General features: G+C 43.3%; 20 protein-coding genes. 11 read left to right on the forward strand and 9 right to left on the reverse strand.

Going from position 1 to position 22,156, the window contains the following annotated elements; translation table 11 throughout:
* Positions 1-7 precede the first annotated feature (7 nt).
* Positions 8-1,033 carry an HAD family hydrolase gene (locus tag K7R10_RS03670; RefSeq protein WP_224483330.1) on the forward strand — a complete coding sequence of 342 codons (1,026 nt, stop codon included), beginning with the start codon at positions 8-10 and terminating at the stop codon, positions 1,031-1,033.
* Positions 1,034-1,255: 222 nt separating this feature from the next.
* Here K7R10_RS03670 and K7R10_RS03675 read toward each other — a convergent pair whose 3' ends face one another.
* From K7R10_RS03675 to K7R10_RS03690, 4 genes are all read right to left on the reverse strand, one after another.
* Positions 1,256-1,660 carry a hypothetical protein gene (locus tag K7R10_RS03675; RefSeq protein ID WP_224483331.1) on the reverse strand — a complete coding sequence of 135 codons (405 nt, stop codon included), beginning with the start codon at positions 1,658-1,660 and terminating at the stop codon, positions 1,256-1,258.
* 56 nt (positions 1,661-1,716) lie between these two features.
* Entirely contained in the window at positions 1,717-2,607 is an 891-nt protein-coding gene (locus tag K7R10_RS03680) for a diacylglycerol/lipid kinase family protein (protein WP_224483332.1), read from the reverse strand.
* A gap of 10 nt (positions 2,608-2,617) precedes the next feature.
* Entirely contained in the window at positions 2,618-3,541 is a 924-nt protein-coding gene (locus K7R10_RS03685; protein ID WP_224483333.1) for a phosphatase domain-containing protein, read from the reverse strand.
* A gap of 113 nt (positions 3,542-3,654) precedes the next feature.
* Positions 3,655-4,665, reverse strand: a complete 1,011-nt coding sequence (locus K7R10_RS03690) for a 3-oxoacyl-ACP synthase III family protein (RefSeq protein ID WP_224483334.1) — start codon at positions 4,663-4,665, stop codon at positions 3,655-3,657.
* A gap of 205 nt (positions 4,666-4,870) precedes the next feature.
* Between K7R10_RS03690 and K7R10_RS03695 the strand changes: the two genes are divergently transcribed.
* A complete protein-coding gene (locus K7R10_RS03695; RefSeq protein WP_224483335.1) occupies positions 4,871-7,321 on the forward strand; it encodes a S9 family peptidase in 2,451 nt (816 codons plus the stop codon).
* Positions 7,322-7,391: 70 nt separating this feature from the next.
* On the opposite strand, the gene K7R10_RS03700 is transcribed toward K7R10_RS03695, so the two are convergent.
* Together K7R10_RS03700 and K7R10_RS03705 are read right to left on the reverse strand one after the other, a co-directional pair.
* A complete protein-coding gene (locus tag K7R10_RS03700; RefSeq protein ID WP_224483336.1) occupies positions 7,392-8,702 on the reverse strand; it encodes an ABC1 kinase family protein in 1,311 nt (436 codons plus the stop codon).
* Positions 8,703-8,720: 18 nt separating this feature from the next.
* The gene (locus K7R10_RS03705) at positions 8,721-9,383 is read right to left on the reverse strand and encodes a TetR family transcriptional regulator C-terminal domain-containing protein (RefSeq protein ID WP_224483337.1); all 663 of its coding nucleotides are present in this window, start codon (positions 9,381-9,383) and stop codon (positions 8,721-8,723) included.
* 362 nt (positions 9,384-9,745) lie between these two features.
* Between K7R10_RS03705 and htpG the strand changes: the two genes are divergently transcribed.
* The 4 genes from htpG to K7R10_RS03725 all read left to right on the forward strand — a co-directional run bounded on the left by htpG (position 9,746) and on the right by K7R10_RS03725 (position 13,414).
* Complete coding sequence (gene htpG, locus K7R10_RS03710) at positions 9,746-11,626, forward strand: molecular chaperone HtpG (protein ID WP_224483338.1); 1,881 nt, start codon at positions 9,746-9,748, stop codon at positions 11,624-11,626.
* Positions 11,627-11,732: 106 nt separating this feature from the next.
* A complete protein-coding gene (locus K7R10_RS03715) occupies positions 11,733-12,554 on the forward strand; it encodes a heat-shock protein Hsp90 (protein ID WP_224483339.1) in 822 nt (273 codons plus the stop codon).
* Positions 12,555-12,618: 64 nt separating this feature from the next.
* Entirely contained in the window at positions 12,619-13,020 is a 402-nt protein-coding gene (locus K7R10_RS03720; protein WP_224483340.1) for a hypothetical protein, read from the forward strand.
* 34 nt (positions 13,021-13,054) lie between these two features.
* The gene (locus K7R10_RS03725; protein WP_224483341.1) at positions 13,055-13,414 is read left to right on the forward strand and encodes a DoxX family protein; all 360 of its coding nucleotides are present in this window, start codon (positions 13,055-13,057) and stop codon (positions 13,412-13,414) included.
* 54 nt (positions 13,415-13,468) lie between these two features.
* Here the strand turns inward: K7R10_RS03725 and K7R10_RS03730 are convergent, their stop codons facing one another.
* On the reverse strand, positions 13,469-13,864 hold the full coding sequence (locus K7R10_RS03730; protein WP_224483342.1) for a T9SS type A sorting domain-containing protein: 396 nt from the start codon (positions 13,862-13,864) through the stop codon (positions 13,469-13,471).
* A gap of 220 nt (positions 13,865-14,084) precedes the next feature.
* On the opposite strand from K7R10_RS03730, the gene K7R10_RS03735 reads away from it, so the two are divergent.
* A complete protein-coding gene (locus K7R10_RS03735; protein ID WP_224483638.1) occupies positions 14,085-14,972 on the forward strand; it encodes an AraC family transcriptional regulator in 888 nt (295 codons plus the stop codon).
* Complete coding sequence (locus tag K7R10_RS03740; protein ID WP_224483343.1) at positions 14,959-15,561, forward strand: alpha-ketoglutarate-dependent dioxygenase AlkB family protein; 603 nt, start codon at positions 14,959-14,961, stop codon at positions 15,559-15,561. The genes K7R10_RS03735 and K7R10_RS03740 overlap by 14 nt, the downstream gene beginning before the upstream one ends.
* Before the next feature lie 2,547 nt (positions 15,562-18,108).
* Here the strand turns inward: K7R10_RS03740 and K7R10_RS03745 are convergent.
* Entirely contained in the window at positions 18,109-18,540 is a 432-nt protein-coding gene (locus K7R10_RS03745) for a hypothetical protein (RefSeq protein ID WP_224483344.1), read from the reverse strand.
* Positions 18,541-18,733: 193 nt separating this feature from the next.
* Between K7R10_RS03745 and K7R10_RS03750 the strand changes: the two genes are divergently transcribed.
* Together K7R10_RS03750 and K7R10_RS03755 are read left to right on the forward strand one after the other, a co-directional pair.
* Complete coding sequence (locus tag K7R10_RS03750) at positions 18,734-19,603, forward strand: AraC family transcriptional regulator (protein WP_224483345.1); 870 nt, start codon at positions 18,734-18,736, stop codon at positions 19,601-19,603.
* Between the two features lie 20 nt (positions 19,604-19,623).
* A complete protein-coding gene (locus K7R10_RS03755; protein ID WP_224483346.1) occupies positions 19,624-19,914 on the forward strand; it encodes a TIGR03643 family protein in 291 nt (96 codons plus the stop codon).
* Here K7R10_RS03755 and K7R10_RS03760 read toward each other — a convergent pair.
* Positions 19,911-20,702 carry a S1/P1 nuclease gene (locus K7R10_RS03760; RefSeq protein ID WP_224483347.1) on the reverse strand — a complete coding sequence of 264 codons (792 nt, stop codon included), beginning with the start codon at positions 20,700-20,702 and terminating at the stop codon, positions 19,911-19,913. The two genes, K7R10_RS03755 and K7R10_RS03760, sit on opposite strands and share 4 nt — an antisense overlap.
* A gap of 174 nt (positions 20,703-20,876) precedes the next feature.
* Here K7R10_RS03760 and K7R10_RS03765 point away from each other — a divergent pair, with 174 nt between their 5' ends.
* Positions 20,877-22,154 (forward strand): serine hydrolase domain-containing protein, encoded by a 1,278-nt coding sequence (locus K7R10_RS03765; RefSeq protein WP_224483348.1) that lies wholly within the window; start codon positions 20,877-20,879, stop codon positions 22,152-22,154.
* The last annotated feature ends 2 nt before the right edge of the window (positions 22,155-22,156 follow it).

Raw genomic sequence — 22,156 nt, forward strand, 5'->3', positions numbered from 1 at the left:
AACAAGTATGAAACTCATAAAACTCCTGTCCATATTATTGATCCTTTACATATATGGTTGCAAGTCGCCGGAGAAACAGTCTGCCAATCCCGCTGAATCTCCCGGATCAGAAAAGATCGCATTATTACCCTCCTGGAACGAGGGGCCTGCCAAGCAGCAGATCATGGAGTTCGTCAGGAAGGCCACCACTGAAGGCGACTCAGGGTTTATCCCGGTATCCCAGCGCATTGCCGTTTTCGATAATGACGGGACATTATGGGCCGAAAAACCGGTGTATTTCCAGCTGCTGTTTGCCATTGACCGGGTGAAAGATCTGGCCGATGAACATCCAGAATGGCAGAACGAGCAACCCTTCAAAGCTATTTTAGAAAACGATATGGAAACGCTGTCTCAAATAGGTCATAAAGAGTTGTTTAAGATCATAATGGCTACTCATTCAGATACCACGGCGGAAGAATTCAGAAATATTGTCAATGACTGGATGGCCAAAGCCAGACATCCGAAAACCGATCGCCCTTTCACAGAAATGGTATACCAACCCATGCTGGAATTAATCGATTACCTGAAAGCACATGATTTTAAAACATATATCGTTTCCGGAGGCGGCATTGAATTTATGCGTGCCTGGGTAGAAGATGTATATGGCACGCCCCCTTCTCACGTTATCGGCAGCAGTATAAAATCAGCTTTCGCAGTGCAGGAAGGAAAACCGGTTATTAAGAGGCTTCCCGATATGGAGTTTCTTGATGATAAGGAAGGTAAGCCGGTAGCGATCAATCGTTTTATAGGAAAGGTACCTGTATTTGCAGCAGGTAACTCAGACGGAGACCTGCAAATGCTTCAATACAGTGCCGGTAAAGTCCCCAGCTTACAGCTCTACGTACACCACACCGATTCGATCAGGGAATGTGCTTATGACCGGGAATCTAAAGTTGGAAAGCTGGATAAAGGTCTTGATATGGCCCGGGAAAAAGGATGGGTTGTGGTTGATATGGCCAAAGACTGGGATAAGGTGTTTATGTGGGAGGAATAAGTTGGATGGTTATTCGGTTATGTAGTGATGCAGTTATGCAGTTATGCGGTTATGCGGTCCTGCCTGCCGGTAGGCAGGTATGCGGTTATGCCAGGTTAGGGAAATAAAAAACTATCATCACTGAAAATCGTAATGCGTACCACGGTTTATAAAACCCATGGTATCCAGAAGGAAATTAAAAAATCACCTATTCCCTATTCTCTACTCTCCATTCCCTACTCTCTACTCCCTCACATACTTCTGCGCACAAGGCTCGATACAAGGATAATTGAGTATGAGTGTATTACCGTCTAGTTCAAAACTGATCACGGCTCCGGAATCATAATTTTCACAACCCAGGGGTTGGATGGTACGTTGGGCAAGATTATAGTTCCCCAAAGCATAAGCCTGGTCATTGGTGGTAATAAAACAAAGTGTTCCCAGTGATTCCAAAGCGCCGTCTTCGTAGAACCGAAGACGCCGGCCCGTATCGACGGGTCTGAACTCCCCGCTTCCGTCACCTGGATCCACTAATTGTTCGGTCATTTGCCAGGCACCCAGCAATGGGTTGGCTGAATCGGTATCATCGTCTGAACAACCCAGAAATAACAATGTGAAAACCGCAAGACAAAAAGTTCGTATCAACATAAGGCTAAGTTTTGTATAAATATAATCGATTTCTCCGGTCAGGGAGATTCTTCCGATCAAAATTCCTTATCACTGGTCGAGATCAGTTTCACGGCACCCTCTTTAATACGTACATCAAGAGATCGGAACTCTCCCGCAATTTCTCCGTCAAGTTGCAACAGTCTTCCGGTATCCAATTCAATCTCTGCCTGTCGGGTACGGATGGTCTTTACGAGTCCCTGCTCCCGCAGGTAATCCATAAATCCTGACAATCCTGCCTTGATAAGAGAAGAGACTTTAGCAGGACGTACGAGCACTATTTCAAAAATTCCGTCTGAAGGATCCCCTTCAGGATTTATGGTAAGTCCGATCCCGAATTGACGGGCATTACACAGCACCACCATCACCACCTCTTCGTCAAATTCACCCTCATCAGTTTTAAGGTGAATCTGAAAAGGTTCTGAATTTCTCAGTTCCCGGAACATATACTTGGCATAAACCGAGAGTCCCCGGGCCTCATCTTCGTCAAATCCCGCTACGATCTCAGCATTCAACCCCAGGTCCCCGATATGTAGACATTTGTAATCTTCATTGACCGCTATCAGGTCGAGCGACATATAATGAGAAGACATGATAATATCTTTCAGAGCATCGATAGGTTGTCTGTTTACGAAAAACTCCTTGGCGAGTCCGTTAGACGAGCCCATGGGTACAATTCCGAACGGGTACGAAGTTCCCTCCAGACAAAGAGCGACCAGTCTAATGGTGCCGTCTCCCCCGACAGCCGCTATTTTGTCGGGCCTGAAAGAGTCGAGTGTCTTTCTCAATGATTGTGCATCTTTGTCACCTGAGGTATACATGATTTTATAATCGATGCCATAACGTTCACACAGTAACTGCGCCTCGTCGGTGAAGGGCTTTTTATCGATCCCCCCGGAAACGGGGTTGATAACTAAGAGTAATTTCATGGTGAGCTCATTAGATATTGTCCAATACTTTTATTTCGTCTTCCGGATCATCGGTGTCTGAGAAATAATGCACGGGAACCGGAGAGGCATCCAGCTTTTCAAGTTCTTCAGATTTGGAGGGAGACAATTCCCGCAAGGTTTTCCGTATATATATTTTGAGAACCTGTTCAGGGAATTTCCTGGATATTTTCTCATAGACCATAATATCCTGTTGGGTATCATCACCCATAAGAACGAAATGCTGACCGGGAGAGTTTTCGATAATCTCTGAAATGCGCTGTTCCTTATAGAATTTTCCCTTGTTTGGATTCAGCAACTGCGAATAACGCAGATAGGGCGTAAGAAAGAGCGCTCCGTTGGGCACTTCGTGGTTCATAAAAAATGAACTGATCATGATGAATAGATTTCCTTCACTCTTTGAAACATAATAAACTCTCCCCTCTCGTTGCGCTACCTCCCGTAGTATACGAAGGGTGAAGCTGATACTTTTTCTGCGCCGGGGTGATCTGAAAAGCATGGTCTTAACCCTTTTATAAATATTGCGGGTATATGAGACCAGAATGGTATCATCCACATCAGAGATCACAGAAATTTTTGGGTTTTCGTGGTTAAAAAGTACCGGGTATTCCTGAGGCACCGGTATATCACTGCCGTCGTTGTTTGAGAAAGAAACAGGCTCTGTGATCAGGGTGTCGAGTAAACAATGAAAGCCCCCCTTCTCATCGGTGGTGATCTCATAGGTCTTTTCTGAAGTTTTTACCAGCACCTTCCGGTTGGCATAAGGTTTTTGAAAATAGCTGCCTATCACCGCAAAAAAATTGGCAACGGTTCCGTGCGGATTATCTGCAGGGTCATGAGAGCCTTTCAGGACGGTTCCGTAAACCAGGGTTTTGCTATAAAAGGGAACAATTCCCAACTGATAAATATATGCCATAACTGCCTTCAGGTATCTGTTCTAACATGAAGGTACAAAATCTGGAGCAGAGCAAAAACAAAAGGCCTGCCGGAAATCCCGCAGGCCTTTTATCTTATTCAGGTAAGGTAATGCTACCACCTTATGATGGTGCTTCCCCAGGTAAATCCACTTCCAAAAGCGGCAAGTACCACCGTATCACCTTCCTTGACCCTGCCCTCTTCCCAGGCTTCGGTCAGAGCTATTGGGATGGAGGCGGCTGTGGTATTTCCGTAGCGCATGATATTATTATATACCTGGTCATCACTGAGCTTGAATTTCTGCTGAATGAACTGCGAAATTCTCAGATTCGCCTGGTGAGGTATAAGCATATCGATATCTGCGGGAGACAGGTTGTTGGCCTGCAGACCTTCCATGATCACTTCGCTGAACCGAACCACGGCATTTTTAAATACGAACTGTCCGTTCATATAAGGGTAATACGATATATCATCAGGATGATTATCTTTCAGTATGTCATTCACCCATCTTTTGCCCATTCCGGGAGCGATCAGCGACAATTCCTCTGCATGCTCTCCTTCAGAATGCAGGTGTGTGCTTAAAATCCCCTTTGAGGTATCATCTTCCCTTGAAAGAATGGCTGCACCGGCTCCGTCACCGAAAATTACAGACACTCCCCTTCCGCGGGTGGTCATATCAAGCCCTTTAGAATGCAGCTCAGAGCCTATTACCAGCACATTTCGATACATCCCTGTTTTGATAAACTGATCAGCTACAGAGACTGCATAGACAAAGCCTGAACATTGATTTCTCACATCAAGTGCTCCCACGGTATCCAGGCCCAGCTCCTTTTGAACCAGCACACCGGGACCGGGAAAATAATAATCCGGACTCAGAGTAGCGAAAATAACGAAGTCGATATCTTTGGTACCTACCCCGGCACGTTCCATGGCAATCTTCGCCGCCTTGACACCCATGCTTGTGGTGGTATTTCCATCACCTTCCTTTACGTGTCTTCTTTCCTTGATACCCGTTCTTTCCGTGATCCACTCATCACTGGTATCCATGATTTTAGAAAGATCATCATTGGTCACCACATGCTCGGGCACATAATACCCCAGGCCGGTGATTTTAGAGTTATACATGTCTTTAGTTGTTTGTTGCGAAATAGTTAATTCTCTTATTTAAAACTACGAATATTTTAAAAATGAGCGGCGCAATTTACACATAATCGCGAATTCTGTAAGCCCTTCGGGCTTTAAAAAGCCCAAAAAATAACATCTGAGTAGTAATTTTACTATTTTACAGCTTGAAAAATTTTTTACTAACCGCAAAAATCAAAATGATCAAATGAGAATACTGTTTTTACTGATCGGTTTTTTATGTCTTATGCCCTTGCAGGCACAGGAAAAACTGACCTATCAAAAACCACACGAAAACATCCTGGAACTGGCCGATGCTCCGCTTGCTCCCTCCGTGCTTGTCACAGAAGACAGGGAGCAGCACATGGTACTGCTCTACAGGGATGCCTACAGCGATATCGCTACCCTCTCTGAAGATGAATTGCGCCTTGCCGGGCTTCGTATTAATCCGAAGACCAATATTGGCAGTCGAACCCGTTACTACAACAACATCAGTCTGAAAAAACCCTCTGATAAGGAGGAACTAAGTATTTCAGGACTCCCGGAAAATCCGAGACTCGCCAATTTCAGGTGGTCACCCGATGAGAAGATGATCGCCTTTACGCATACTGCTTCAACAGGGGTTGAGATCTGGCTGCTTGACCTTGAAACGGCAACAGCACGAAAACTTACAGAGGCAAGAGCAAACGCCAACCTGGGAGACGTGGTCAATTGGTTCGGTGACAGTTCTGCCCTCCTGGTAAAAATGGTACCTGAAGATCGAAAACCTCTGATCGATACAGATAACGCTGTACCCACAGGCCCCACCATTTCGACCAATGACGGAAAAACAGCACAAAACCGTACCTATCAGGACCTGTTAAAGAATCCAAACGATGAGTTCAACTTTGAGCAGCTCGCTCTCTCTGAATTATATAAAGTCGAACTGAATGGCAATACCACCCTCTGGAAGGAAGCCGATATGTATAACAATATCAGTTTCTCACCAGACGGGGAATATCTCATGATAAATACGGTCGATAAACCGTTCTCCTACCTGGTTCCCTATCGTCGTTTTCCCTTCACCACGACGATTTACAACACCAACGGAGACCTTGTTTCAAAAGTACTTGAGGTAGGGCTGGTAGAAGACCTTCCAAAAGGGTTCATGGCAGAAAGAGAAGGAATGCGGGACTTTAGCTGGCGTGATGATAAGCCTGCCACCCTGATCTACGCAAAAGCCCTCGACGGTGGAGACCCCGCCAGGGAAGTAGAATGGAGAGATGAGGTATACCAGCTTGAAGCACCTTTTACGGGTGAAGGAACTCCCTTACTGAAAACGAAAAACAGATTTTCAGGAATCAGCTGGGGAAATGACGATTTTGCAGTGGCTTATGATTATTGGTGGGACACCCGCAATACGAAAGTCTATGTTTTCAATCCCTCTGATCTTTCTGAAGATGCAGAGATCATCGTTGACAGGAACTACCAGGACCGATACAGTGATCCGGGAAGTTTCGTTACCAGAAACAACGCTTTCGGAAGGCCGGTGATCGATATCGATAAAAAAGGAAATGCCTACCTGCTCGGAGCGGGATATACGCCCAAAGGTCAGTTTCCCTTTCTGGACAAGGTAAACCTGGAAACCCAGAAAAAGGAACGGATCTATCGTTCTTCCCTGGAAAACAAAAAGGAAAACCTGCTGGACTATGAACCCGAAAGCGATCGCCTGATGGTTCGTATAGAATCTAAGAATGAGTACCCTAATTTTTATTTCCGTTATGTTAGAAAAAGACGAGCTCCCCAACAGTTGACCTTTTTTGAAAACCCGTTCAGCAGTATACAGAACGTACATAAAGAAGTGATCACCTACAAAAGGGACGATGGGCTGGAATTAAGCGGTACCCTGTACCTCCCGACAGGCTACGACCTCAGCAGCAAAGAAAAAATGCCGATGATCTTATGGGCCTATCCAAGAGAATACAAAGACAAGAACAGCGCCTCTCAAAATACACAGAACCCGAATGAATTCACCTACCCTTACTGGGGATCTCCCATTTACTGGGTGACCCGTGGATATGTAGTTCTTGATGATGCGGCCTTTCCCATCATCGGTGAAGGTGAAGAAGAACCCAACGACAGTTTCAGAACACAGCTGGTCGCCAATGCCAAAGCCGCAATCGATGCGGTAGACGCTATGGGATATATCGACCGGGAACGGGTAGCTGTGGGCGGCCACAGTTATGGTGCCTTTATGGTAGCTAACCTTTTGTCGCATTCAGATCTGTTCGCTGCCGGTATAGCCAGAAGTGGTGCCTATAACCGTACACTTACTCCTTTTGGCTTTCAAAGCGAACAACGTAATTACTGGGAAGCGCCGGAGGTGTATTACAGTATGTCTCCGTTTATGCATGCCGATAAGATGAAAACCCCTTTACTGCTAATTCACGGGAAGGCCGACAACAACTCGGGTACCTACCCTATGCAAAGCGAGCGGTATTTCAATGCCCTTAAAGGCCTGGGAGCGACCGTAAGACTGGTAATGCTCCCTAAAGAAAGTCATGGGTATCGTGCCAGGGAAAGTATCATGCATATGCTTTGGGAACAGGATCAATGGCTGGAGAAATACGTCAAAAATAAGCCTGAGACCATCGATCAAAATCCTGCAGGGTCGAATTAACAGTGTTATTTTCCATTAAAAAAAGGGAAACCGAATGGTTTCCCTTTTTATTGTTTACTGTCATTACCTGCTAGTCGAGGTATTTTTTATAATTATCTGTATCAACCCGTGCTTTCAGGTCGTAAAGCAGATTGTAAAGTCCGAAAAAGGTACGATTCATATACAGGAAATGTTTGGAGCCTCTGTTACCATTCATTTTCCTTATCTGCTGATCTTTTGAATACCTTTCGCTCAGATCGGCGATCCTTCCCCAGAAATCATCGCTTGAAAAATCGAAATGGTCACTGTGAAATGGAAGGGTGAAAATACCCAGCATCTCTTTAAAAAGTGCCGTGAAGAACTTTAACTCTTCATCAGAATCGGTTTTTGTCAGAATCTCGAGTTCATACAACTTCTTGTGGAATACCTCATCATTTTCGAGATTCTCACGTTTTGCCAATTCAAAATAGGGAGTATAAAACTCTTCAGGCACTGTTTTAATACATCCAAAATCTATAGCTATGAGTTCACCTTCTTCACTTACTAGAAAATTCCCGGGATGGGGGTCTGCGTGCACCTTTTTAAGCCCGTGAATCTGGAACATGTAAAAGTCCCACAAGGTTTGTCCCAGGCGGTCACCGGTTTCCCTGCTGAATTCCTTCCTGACATAGTCGCTCAGGTGAGTTCCATGCATCCAGTCCATGGTAATGATGCGCTCATTTGAGAGCTCCTTGTAATATTTAGGAAAACGGAGACCGGGTATGTGACCACAGGCTTCTGTGATTTCCTGACTTTGACGCAGCTCCAGAAGGTAGTTGGTCTCTTCAACGAGTTTATGCTCTACTTCCTTAAAATACTTATCTGAATCTTTACCCTGAAGATTAAACATCTTTATAGCAAAGGGTTTTACCAAAGCCAGGTCACTGCTGATGCTTTCAGCGACGCCGGGATATTGAATTTTCACCGCCAGTTCTTTTCCATTGAGCTCAGCCTTATGAACCTGACCGATACTGGCAGCATTGATCGAATCCTTGCTGAATGTATCGAACAGCTCTTCCGGATATTGGCCTTGATACTTTTTAAAAGTTTTACGAACCAGAGGCGCAGATAATGGGGGAACCGAAAACTGCGCCAGGGAAAACTTTTCCACATAGGCTCGCGGAAGCAGGTTTTTTTCCATACTGAGCATTTGAGCCACCTTCAGGGCGCTCCCTTTCAGTGATTTCAACCCATCATAAATATCTTCTGCATTATCCTGATCCAGCTGCTCCCTGCTCAGACCGGGGTTTACGACCTTTCCGGCGTAATACTTCAGGTAGTTTCCACCCACCTTGGCACCGGTTGTCACCAGTTTACCGGCTCTTTCTATTTTCCCTTTCGGGATCTTATCTAATGTTTTCATATGATTTTCTTCATTCCCTTACGCAAAGGTTTCTTTCCATAAAAATTTACCCAGATCCACAATATTATCGAGCGGGGTATTATCAAAAACGTCAAAAATGGTGTTGACAGATTTCTCAATGGCCACATCTGTCTTTTCAAATCCGGGAGAATCATCGTTCAGCCAGAATCTCAGCAGAAACATCAACTGAACCCATGCCCCCTCTGAAAATATCTCCGGGGAACGTTGTGTTAACTTGATCTGCCTCTCTGCGTTCCTTTCCTCTATAAGTTCTCTGGCGAAGTCCTTTACAGACCTGCGCAGCCCTTTCAGCTGTTCCAGATGCTTCAGACTGCCACCAGCTTCATTTACAGAATACAAGATGTAACTTCTGTTAAGCTTCAATACTTCGAAAAAAGTAAAGAAGAAGGTGAGCATCTTTTCGCGGTTACTGTAACCGGCATAATCTTTATCTTTTTGCGCGGCCTGCATGGCATTATCGAAAAATGCCTGCCATATTTGCTTTCTCAGGCTATCAAACGAACCGAAATGCTGATAGAAATCAGTCTCTTCGAACTGATTATCCTTACAAAAACGATATACCGATTTGGGGCGGTCTTCCGTTTCCAGGACATGGTTCATGTAAGCGGTCATGATGTCTTCCGCCTTTATCTTATCATTCTTTTTTTTGGTGGGTGCCATGTTATATATTTTAGTCAAATATAATAATGTTTAACTTTTATATAAAATTATTAAACACCATTAACACAGACTTTAACGCAAACAGAAAACGCATCAGATCTGACTGATGCGTTTTCCAAACAACCTAACCAATAAATAAACAAACCAATTACAGGAATATTCTTATTTAAATTTGTGATTCTTTTTCATAGTTTTCTTCCCATAATGACAATACAAATATAACTAATGTTTAAACATTAAAACAAATAATTAAACAAAAAAAGATGTTAAATTTTTAAAAACTCTTTCAGCTGTCATGTTGTCACGATCTCAAGAATGGTATTTTTTTTGAACCTTGGGGAACAGACAAAAAATATATACTTATGACAACCGGGAATATTAATGTATCTGTAGAGAACATCTTTCCGCTGATAAAGAAATTTTTATACAGCGACCATGAGATCTTCCTGAGAGAATTGATCTCCAATGCAACTGATGCCACCTTGAAACTAAAAGCGCTTACCGACCTGGGAGAAGCCGAAGGGGTGGAATACGGCAACCCTTTGATCGAGGTAAAGATCGATAAGGAGAATAAGAAATTGCACATTCTGGACCAGGGGATCGGAATGACAGCCGAAGAGGTTCAGAAGTACATCAACGAAGTTGCTTTTTCAGGTGCCGAAGAGTTTCTAGAAAAATATAAAGACAAGGCTAAAGACAGCGGGATCATCGGACATTTCGGACTCGGATTCTATTCTGCCTTTATGGTGGCTGATAAAGTAGAGATCATCACCAAATCATTTAAAGATGAGCCTGCCGCACACTGGACCTGTGACGGCTCACCGAAGTACACCCTAAACGAAGCAGACCGTAAAAAACGCGGTACCGAGATCATTCTTCATATCAATGAAGATTCTGAAGAATTTCTGGATAACAGCCGTATAGAAGAGTTGTTGCGCAAGTACAATAAATTCATGCCGATACCTATTAAGTTCGGTACCCGTGAAGAAACATTCACCAAAGGTGAAGGTGATGAGGCTTCAGAAGAAAAGAAAACCGTAGACAATATCATCAACAACCCGGAGCCGGCATGGACCAAGGCTCCGACAGAATTAGAGGAAGACGATTATAAGAACTTCTACCGGGAACTGTACCCTATGCAGTTCGAAGAGCCCCTCTTTCACATACACCTGAATGTTGATTATCCGTTTAATCTTACGGGAATTCTTTATTTCCCTAAACTTACCAACGACCTCAATCTTCAGAAAGACAGAATACAACTATACCAGAACCAGGTATTCGTAACTGATAATGTTGAAGGTATCGTGCCTGAATTCCTGACCATGCTGCGCGGGGTAATCGATTCGCCAGATATCCCCTTGAACGTTTCCCGTTCCTATCTTCAGGCCGACAGTAATGTGAAGAAGATCTCGAGTTACATCAGCAGAAAGGTTGCCGATAAACTCAAGAGCCTGTTCAACGATAACCGGGAAGATTTCGAAAAGAAATGGAACGATATCAAAATCGTTATCGAATACGGAATGCTATCTGATGAGAAGTTTTTTGACAAGGCAGAAAAATTCGCTCTTTACCCCACAGTTGACGGAGAGTTTTATACTTACAGCGAACTGGAGGAAAAGATCAAACCGGCCCAGACTGATAAAGACGGAAAACTGGTCATTCTTTATGCCAGTGATAAAGACGCTCAACACACCTATATAAGCGAGGCCAAAGAAAAAGGCTACCAGGTACTGTTACTCGATTCTCCGATAGTAGCTCACCTGATGCAAAAGCTGGAAGGCAGCAAAGAGAATATCTCATTCGCCCGTGTAGACTCAGATTCACTGGATAACCTGATTAAGAAAGACGAAGAAAAAGTCTCTAAGCTCAATGATGAGGAAAAAGACAGTCTGAAAGAAATGTTGGAAACCAATATTCCTAAAGAGAAATTCACTATTCAGCTGGAGGCCTTAGACAGCAAAGCAGCTCCCTTTGTCATTACCCAACCGGAATTTATGCGACGAATGAAAGAAATGAGCGCTACCGGAGGCGGTATGTTTGGTATGGGTAATATGCCTGAAATGTACAATCTGGTAGTCAACACCAATCATGACCTGGTGAACCAGATTCTTCAGACCAAAACGGCTGCCAAGCGCGAAAGACTGATCAAACAATCGCTTGATCTGGCCAGACTCTCTCAGGGACTCCTGAAAGGCGAAGAGCTCACAAACTTCGTGAAGCGAAGCTATGACATGATCAAATAGGAAAGAATTGATGATTCCCCTACAACAAACCGCTTTCGAACTGAAAGCGGTTTTTTTTGTAATTTGAAACAAAGGAAACGACTAACCGCCAAAACAAACCAACCCTATGAGATCAATTTATCCGCTTTTACTTTTATTGCTGATCAGCTGTAAAGATCAGCCCGCGGAAAAAGAAACCACCCATGAGGGGGAGATGACCGAAACGGCAGAGGAAACTCCGCCAAGAGTGATCGCTCCTTTCACTCAACCCGTGGAAACCGCTCATCAACGTGACAAGGTGATGAAAAAGACTGCGCTTTCCTTTGAAATAGATCTTGACTTTAGAGGCGAAGACCGAATGGATGCCTCGGTTACCATGACACCTGAATCTGACCGTATTCTCATGGTCAGGCAAAAAGGAGACACCCTTCTGTTCGATGGTGAAAAAGTATATATCAGTCCGTCAGGCGCAGAAACCGAAGGTGCCAGGTTTGATGTTTTCACATGGCCTTATTTTTTTGCCTTACCGTTTAAACTGAACGATCCGGGCACGCAATGGCAAGACCTGGGAACAACCGAATTAGACGGGGCTATGCGTAACGCCGGCAAATTAACTTTCGAAAAGGGAACAGGAGATGCTCCTGATGACTGGTATGTGGTATACACAGACCAAAGCACCAACCTGATCTACGCGGCAGCCTATATTGTGACCTACGGAGGGCGTGATGTTCAAAAGGCTGAAGAAAACGCCCATGCGATAAGATATACCGGCTACGAGACTATCGAGGGGGTTCCGGTTGCCACCAGATGGACCTTTCATAATTGGAGCGAAGAAGAGGGTTTAGGGGAACAGATCGGGGAAGCACGCATAACCAACGTACGCTTTATCGATCCCGGTAAGGATTTTTTCAGTAAAACCGGTGACAGTAAAGAAGTTCCGGCACCCTGAAAATCAAAAGACCTGAAAAGGAGCCGCTGCTTATTCGTAGCGGCTTTTTTTGTAACTTTATTCAATGAAATCTTTATTCCAGAAACTGAAATTCGAAAACCAGGAAGAAATCCTTATCCTGAACGAACCACCGGGATTCAGCGAAGAGCTCGCTGAGCTGGTGAATATCGAGATTTATCAGTCGGTTATTCAGATCAACAAGGTAGAATTTGCCCTGATCTTTGTAACCACCATCGATGAACTCGAGAAGCAACTGGATACCGTACTGCATAAACTCAAGGAGGATGCCATTCTTTGGATAGCCCACCCCCGAAAGGTCTCTGACAACCTTTTTACCGATATCACAGATCAGTATCACTGGAAACCCCTGCTGGATAAATGTTATGAGAACGTAGGGCACCTTACCGTAAATGATGACTGGGAGGCCGAACGATTCAGACGGTCTGAGTATATAAAATGTAAATAACCAAGCTAATAACACCCCAAACTTCGCTAACCCTATGAATGATATTTCCTGGCACCTCTCATTAATGGCCGTTGTATATATACTTGCCGGCTGCCTGCATTTTATAAAACCACAATTCTACAAAGGGATTATACCTTCCTGGCTTCCCGCCCATAAATGGCTGATCATTCTCAGTGGTTTTGCTGAGATCCTGCTGGGTATCCTGCTGTTTTTTCCCGAAACAAGAGAGATGGCACTTTATGGGATCGTTTTGATGCTGCTCTCCTTTTTACCTGTTCACTGGTATATGCTTCGTGACAAACGCTTTCTGAAACTCGCCCCCCGATGGGTATGGGTATTGCGATTCCTGTTACAGTTCCTGCTGATCTATTGGGCCCTGGTGTATGTCAAATAAAAAAAGGCAGCCATAAGCTGCCTTTCCTAACTAACTATCTAAAACTATTCGCCTTTAAATACGAATTTTTCTTTCGAATACATTGCCCTTATAAGCCACCTCTATAGTATAGGTGCCTTTGGCTGCATCTGAGAAATCATAAATTCTCCCGAGACTTTGCCCGGCCTTCAGGTTTTCTTTAAAGATCAACTTTCCGCTTTCGCTGTAGACGGCAACAATTACCGGACTCGCATCAAGGCTCAGCATATTGATACTCACGGTCTCCCCTGCCTCTCTGAAAAACGGGCGATGAAGCTCTTCAGTTCCCGGGTTGGAAACCGCATTCATCACCTTGGCCTCTGCGTTATATAGGGAGTCGGAAATCGTGTTGCCTGTTACATTTCCTGCAAAAGCTGATACTACTCCGAACAGAGCGGTGATCAGCATACTGTTTTTTACAATTCTTTTCATCTTTTTCTAGTTTAAATGGTTAAACTTCAATTACAATACAAAGCTAAGGGAAGAGGTCTCCTGATGCTTCCAGACTATTTGCTGATTTATGTGCTATATTATCATAATCAGAAACTACTACAACGTTTTAGGTTAAAATAGTAAATGTCAAAGGTAAATTTCAATATCTTTGATTGAACTCAAAGGAGTAATTTTACGGGAAATGGCAGCAGAAGGAAATATGCAGAATAAGAAACCGACATTAGAGCTTATACAGCCTTCATTCGGCAGTTCTTTTTCATTGATGACCTATGATAAGAACAAGAATGACAATGCCCGAAACTGGCATTTCCACCCGGAGGTGGAGCTGGTTTACATAAATGGTGGTTCAGGGAAGCGACAAATCGGTAGTCATATATCTTATTTCACCGATGGAGATCTGATCATGATAGGTTCCAATCTACCGCATTGTGGGTTCACAGATAAATACACGGGTAATAAAAACGAAACCGTCGTACAGCTGCCACCTGATTTTCTTGGAGAAGACCTCATCAACAGACCGGAAATGAAAAATATAAGATATCTGTTCGAACGATCTAAGAGCGGACTGGCTTTTACCGGGGTGACCAAAAGAAAGGTGGGCGAAAAAATACAACTACTACAGCAGAAGCCCGGCTTCGAACGTTTTATCGGTATACTCGAAATACTGAATACACTGCAGCTATCGGAGGAATACCAGATTCTGAATGCCGGAGGATTTCATATTCAGGCGGAGATTCAGGATAATGACCGTATCAACACTATTTTCAACCACGTGCGAACAAATTTCAAAGAATCTATCAGCCTGGATGAAATATCAGATATAGCCGGAATGACTGTTCCTTCCTTTTGCAGGTATTTCAAAAAAATGACCGGGAAGACCTTTACAAACTTCGTCAACGAATACCGGTTAGTACATGCCTCAACCCTGCTGGCTGAAAAACCCATGAGCATCACCGAGATATGCTATGAAAGTGGTTTTAACAACTTTTCTCATTTTAATAAATCATTTAAGGCCTTTACCGGAAAATCTCCTTCGGCCTACAGAAACGAATTTAAAAAGGTGATCAGCAACAGTGAAAATCAATAAAAACATCCCGGCAGAAAGATTACCGTTACAGCAATCGGAGATTTACTATATACCAGAATTCCTTTCAAAAAAAGAGGCTGATCATTACCTGGGGTATTTTCTGCATGAGACTGAATGGCGACAGGATGAGATCACCCTTTTCGGGAAAACCATGCTTCAGCCGAGGCTTACTGCGCTCTACGGAAATAATGAGAAAACCTATACCTATTCCAATATAAAGATGCACCCCCTCCCCTTTCCTGCCGGGTTTGAGCAGCTGAAAGATAGAATTGACCTCTTTTGCAATGAAGAATTTACGACCTGCTTACTCAACCTGTATCGCCATGGAAATGACAGTATGGGTTGGCATTCTGATGATGAACCCGAACTGGGCCTTGAACCGGTAATAGCCTCCCTTAGTCTCGGCGCAGAAAGAATTTTTCATTTCAGGCATAAGCTGTATAAAGAAAAAAAATACCGCCTTCAACTGGGTCATGGCAGCCTGTTATTGATGAAGGGAAAGACCCAGGAATATTGGCAACATCAATTACCCAAGACCAAAAAAAATAAAGAAGCCCGCGTAAACCTGACCTTCCGCATCATCAAATAAAAAAGTCGCATCCATTTTACAGGATGCGACCACCAAACCAACTAACTCAAATATGAAAATCAATGCAATAATGAAGATACATGGCTATCTGCTATTCGCTTAAACATGTATCGTCGTAAAAACCGTATATGAAATTACGACCTCAAAAAAGCGGTGCAAAAGTACTGCTTTTGTTGTATTCAAAGCAATAAAAAACCGGCATATTTTTGCCGTTTTTATATAGGACCAAAAGAAAAGAGGCCGTTAAGAACGACCTCTTGCAACCAACCAAAATTATGAAAAATCAAAAAACCAAATCTATTTGGATCTAAACTCCTGCCAGGACCTTTCGTCCTTTCTGAAACAGGTAAACCCAATATGATTACGTCTACGCAGGCAAAGATACTGAGAAAGGGCTGCCTGAAACTTGTATAAAAACAGGGAAGAATTGTTTAAAAACACACCTAACACTTTGTAAAACAGATATATGACTATTTTTTAAGGAGACGTATTAAGAAACAAAAGTGTACAGGAATGATGTCGCCTGATGCCGCTCTTATCTGATTACAAACAAAAAAAAAGGAGTCCTGAGACTCCTTTTGAACACTAATAATAACCATCATCCGGTGGTGGCTTATTCTCTTATTTCCGTTCATACATGAATGAAGTTATATCAACTGGGCACCGGACCCTGTAATTATCTGCGAATGGTTTGTACTATAGGGCTCCGGGTTAAAACGCGAAGACACCCTCCGCTTTGTTTAAAAAACAAAGACCATCACTATTAGTAACGGCCTTTGTTCATAACCAACCAACCAAAAAAATCTTTGTCATCTCAGCCTGTAGCCTGACTGCTTCATTAAGAAGCGAAAGTATCTGCATTACCAGGTGAGCATTATATTTTACCTTAAACCTTTGCTGATCGATTCGATTGAAGTGGTATAAAGGGACCACCGGAAAGGCGGCCCGCATTATTAACCAACCAACTTAAAAAATCAAAAATCAATCAATCTTCTGGCAGGCTTCTCTTTTAGGGACGGGAAGCCATGCCCTCATTAACATAGGTTAAGCTTTATATTTTTTCTGTATGACCGATCTGATCAAAGCGGTATAAAGGGGCCACCGGGGAGGCGGCCCGCATTAGTAACCAACCAACTTAAAAAATCAAAAATCAATCAATCTTCTGGCAGGCTTCTCTTTTAGGGGCGGGAAGCCATGCCCTCATTAACATAGGTTAAGCTTTATATTTTTTCTGTATGACCGATCTGATCAAAGCGGTATAAAGGGGCCACCGGGAAGGCGGCCCACATTAGTAACCAACCAACTTAAAAAATCAAAAATCAATCAATCTTATGGCAGGCTTCACTTTTAGGGGCGGGAAGCCATGCCCTCATTAACATAGGTTAAGCTTTATATTTTTTCTGTATGACCGATTTGATTAAAGCGGTATAAAGGGGCCACCGGGGAGGCGGCCCACATTAGTAACCAACCAACTTAAAAAATCAAAAATCAATCAATCTTCTGGCAGGCTTCTCTTTTAGGAGCGGGAAGCCATGCCCTCTTTAACATAGGTTAAGCTTTATATTTTTTCTGTATGACCGATCTGATCAAAGCGGTATAAAGGGGCCACCGGGGAGGCGGCCCACATTAGTAACCAACCAACTTAAAAAATCAATCAATCTTATGGCAGGCTTCACTTTTAGGGGCGGGAAGCCATGCCGTCATTAACATAGGTTAAGCTATATGCTTTATCTGTATCCTGTTTATGTTCGATTCTATAGAGGATTATAAAGGGGCCACCGGAAAGGCGGCCCGCATTATTAACCAACCAACTTAAAAAATCAAAATCAATCGAAAATCATATAACGCTTTCAATTATGAGGGGCTGAAAGCATCCACTTGTCCAAACAGGATCAGTTATATTTTTATGCAGAGCCATCTGTACTCTTGCTCTATTTGCTTCATTATCAGTATATCTAAGAACATTTTGTTATGCATGCATAATATTTCAACTATCGTGCCAAACTCATTTTTGAGTTATATATCGAATAAAAATGCATTTCAACTTCAATCAGGCTCAAAAAAAGAGCAAGGCTTTCAGAGCCTCACTCTTTCCTGATCCTTAATCATTAACAGCATCTCTGTTAGGGTCAGTAATACTGTTTTAGCAATAGGTCAAGTTGTATCTTGTAAATGAACGCTTTGGCTTTTAAGATGAACCGTAACTTTTTATCGTTCAACGGTTTATTTTCAAATCCGGTGACAAAGATACTATGCAGGCATAATTGACCAAATATTTTTGCCATATTTCGATTAATTTTAACACTCTAAAGCGCTGTTAATCAATTATATAGAAATTAATCGATTACAAATTGAGATAAATACTCAACTATAATCAGAAACCGACTGTTAAGACAATCCTCTGATTTTGTGAAAATTAGCATTTTGTCGAAGATACTTTACCATTGGTCTCTTTGAAGTAAGAAAAGGCCGCACGAATGCGGCCTTTTACCAACCAACTTAAAATCAAATGAACATAGCAGGCGATCAAAACGTTAGTTTAGGGTGCTAACGTTTCTTCTCACCAGTCGTAGGCACATTTAATAGCGTTCTATATGATAATCTCTTGTGATATCTGAACTGTTGCGCCAGCAACACTGCTGCCAGGGCTATAAAAAAGTGAATGATCATTTCGGGCGTATCCCATCCGTCAAGGTATATATAGGCGCTGATCAGAAAATAGGCAAAGCTGAGATACAGCAGTGTTTTTTCCCGTAAACCCAATATTACCATAATACCGGTAAAAACCTTTACGAATGGCAGCATCGAAATGATAAAAAAGAACATCTGATAATCAAAAATCTCCGCCTGCTTATAAACCTGCATCACCTTCAGGTGATAATCGGCATAATTAAGTGATGAATACAACCCGCTTACCAATAACACCAAGCCAAATAACAGGCATGACCAGGTCAGTATTTTATCGGGGCGAACACGCATTAATCTCTTGACTATCAATTCATGCAAAGATAAATGAGAGGGAGGAACTGGCAGTTGTAAAAAAGAATGATTAATTTACCGCGTTGACGAACCTGACATCAATTTTGTTCACAAAGCCCTTATTCAGAGAACAAAATCCTTTCCAGCCCCGGTCTTCAGATGACACCCTGCCTGTTACTAAAAACGAAAACGCATGTTCAGACTTAATTTACATGAAACGTACATCGTCAAAAAGATTGACCTGGAGCCCGGCGAAGAGATACCTGAACACAAACAGAACTTCTTCGAACTGGTATTTATAGAAAAAGGTGAAGGTTTTCATATAATAAACAATGCCAGAGTGCCTTACAAAAAGAGAGATGTTTTTCTGCTGGCTCCTGAAGATGAACATTTCGGGGAAGTTTTAACCCCTACCACTGTTACGCTGATCAGGTTTACCGAACTTTTCTTTTCAGGAAAATCTTCTCTTCCCGACCGCAGCTACTGGTTACGGCATATTGAACATATTTTACACCACCCTAATCTGTTGCCCGGAGTAGCCGTTAAAGATCCCGACGACCTGAAGATCGTCTGGCTCACTAAAGACCTTCTATGTAAAGAGCATATTGAAGAGCAGGAGTTTCACATGAACATCATCAGCAACAATATTTCGACCATACTCAGTATCATCGCCAGAAATATCATCAAGAACTACGCTTTGGAAAAAGGTGTAGAGCCCACGGTATATATCAATAAGGCTGACGAGGTGCTCTCGTATATTCGTCAGAATATCTACGATACCGAACGGATGAAGATCGAACACCTGGCTGATAAGTTTCATATGTCACCGAATTACATCAATTCGTTCTTCAAAAAAGAAACCGGCGAAACCATCCGACAGTATATTCTCAATTACAAACTCATGGTTACCGAATTCAGGTTAAAATACACCAACAGCAGTATTTCAGAAATAGCACACCAGGTAGGTTTTACAGATGAGAGTCATTTATCGAAGGCTTTTAAAAAGAAAAACAAGATGACCCCCAACGAGTTTCGGAAACAGTATTCTCCCTACGAGATCTGAATTTGTATTTTTGTACTGCTATGAAAAAAGAAATATTCCATACCCTCACAGAAAGAGAAGCAGACCGGATCATTGAAATGGCATGGGAAGACCGCACACCTTTCGATGCTATTGAAATGCAGTTCGGACTGGACGAAAAAGATGTAATCACCTTTATGCGCCGCAATCTGAAGCCCGGGAGCTTCAGACGATGGAGAAAACGCGTTCAGGGCAGAGCCACCAAACACCGTATGCTGAGATCCGGCACTACAGACAGGTTTCGCTGTTCCCGCCAAAAACACATATCAGGAAACCGGATCTCCAAGCGCTAAAAGATATCGTTGAGAATGGCAGCCAGTCTCAACCCGGCCTTCTGTAACTGATCCTGTACGGTTCCGAAGTGATTATACATATATTCATACCCCAGTTTTTCTCCGGGTTCTGCGGAATTATAAGCCATTGCGGTGAGTTCTCTCATTTGTGAACCCCAAAGGTAATGATCTCCCTGCATGATCACCTTTTTCTCATTCTCACCCAGCACAGGAAGGTTATCTGCCAGTTCAGAATAGCTCATCCCGTACTGTTCGATCATACGGGTATCCCAAACGCTATGCAGGTTGGCTCCGTCACCGAACCACCTTACCTGAATATCATTACCGCCTTTATCTTCTGAGCGGCCAAGATGCAAAGGCTGATGCAGGTCACCAACCAAATGTACCAGCATTTTGAGGTAAAACACCTTATCTTCTTTACTGCTTGCCGGATTCTTCAGAATTTCGATACACCTGTCGATACCCTGGTACAGGTCTCCTTCGCTGGCTGCCTCCGCTTTAATATATTCGGCGTCGAGTGGATAATTCACATAGTGCCACGGATAAAATTCATTATAACGATCATCTGACTTGATCTCATCTGCATAGGTGGAAACCTTGGCCAGGCTGGCACCATCAAGCAGGGCGTCTATCTTTTTGGCCGCCCTTCTGTCAAGGTGCCGGGAGGCAATTTCCCCGACAATACGATGACCGTTACGGCCCCAATCTGAATCACTTTTTACTGAAAAACCTGCATTGATCTGGTTAAAACTGAATACCGACAGCATGAGGAAAACTATATACTTCATTTTTGTATTGTTTATAAGGAATATTTCTGTGGTAAAGAAAGAAAATAATGTGCTAATCACGTAATTGACTGCACTTTTTTTACCTTTACCGACATTATTTTTTCGTTAACAACATTCATGTCGCCTTCCCGCCTTCTCTTGCAATTTTTTTTAATCTTCTTCTCGATATCCGTAATGGCACAGATCCCTCAGGAAATCGAAGAAGAAATAAAGCGTCGCGTCAAATTCGGAATGTATCCGGGGATCTCTGTTGCCCTGCATGATGCCTTTGGTGACCATTTTTTCAACTATGGGTTTCGCGACACCATCTTACGAAATGTAACCACCCGACACACCTTGTACCAGGCTGGTGGAATAAGTCAGGTAATGACCGGTCTTTTACTGGCTGTAATGGCTCAGGAGGAGGAACTGGTATTGCAGGAACCGGTTCATAGCTTTTATCCTGACAGCATCGAACTCATCAATGCAAAGGGAGAATCGATCACCTTAAAGCACCTGGCTACCCATACTTCAGGCCTGCCAAGGTACCCATGGCGTGGAGAAGTAACCGGTGACTCTCTCTTTCTCAATTTCGGTAAAAAAGAATTATTGTCGTTTCTGGCTTCCTATAAACCGCTCTCAATCGGAAAGAACTTTCGGTATTCAGAACTGGGGTTTGCCGTTCTGGGCGAAGCTCTCAGCCAGGAATATGAAAAGGGTTTTAAAAATCTGCTGAAAGACAAGGTCCTGGTTCCTCTGGAACTGCAAGATATGGTTGCTTCTATTGATGGAGGAAAGGCGCAACGGGCCACAGGTTACAGCGAACACGGAGCAGTAAAAAAGAACCTGTACGGGATCTTCACGCCCGCCCTGGGCCTCAGTGCCTCGGTCAATGATCTCCTTCAAATGGGCAAAACCATACTCAGGGATTCAAGTAAGATCACCAAAGCAGTTTCATTAAGCATTGCTCCGGCCGTAGGTATACCGGGCAGACAGGATGCAGCCTTGGGCTGGCTTATAAGTGAGCCGGGAGTGCTTTACCAGTCGGGCGTCACCGAAGGATTCAGGTCTTTCCTGGCTATTGACAGGAAACACGCACGGGTGGTGGTGATTATGTGCAACTCAGGTCGCAATGACCTCAGTGACCTGGGACTGTATTTATTGAAGGAAAATCAAGGTACATTCATTTCCACAAAAACCGAAACCAGGGGAACAAAAGAACTTGAAAAGTTCACAGGCACCTATGTTAATGATGGCTATCAGCTGGAATACTCCGTCACCCTGGAGGAAGGGCAATTATACGCTGATGATCTGCAGGAGCGCCGAGCCTTGTTTTATTCAGGAAATGATGAATTCTTTACCAAAAAGATTTTGCAGAGCCTGCGGTTTGAAAGCGATGAGAACGGAAATATTGTCGGCCTGATCGTACGAAAAGACGGGAATGAATGGTTATATATAAAGAAAGACCCATAATT

Source organism: Robertkochia aurantiaca (assembly GCF_020166495.1).
Lineage (GTDB): Bacteria > Bacteroidota > Bacteroidia > Flavobacteriales > Flavobacteriaceae > Robertkochia > Robertkochia aurantiaca.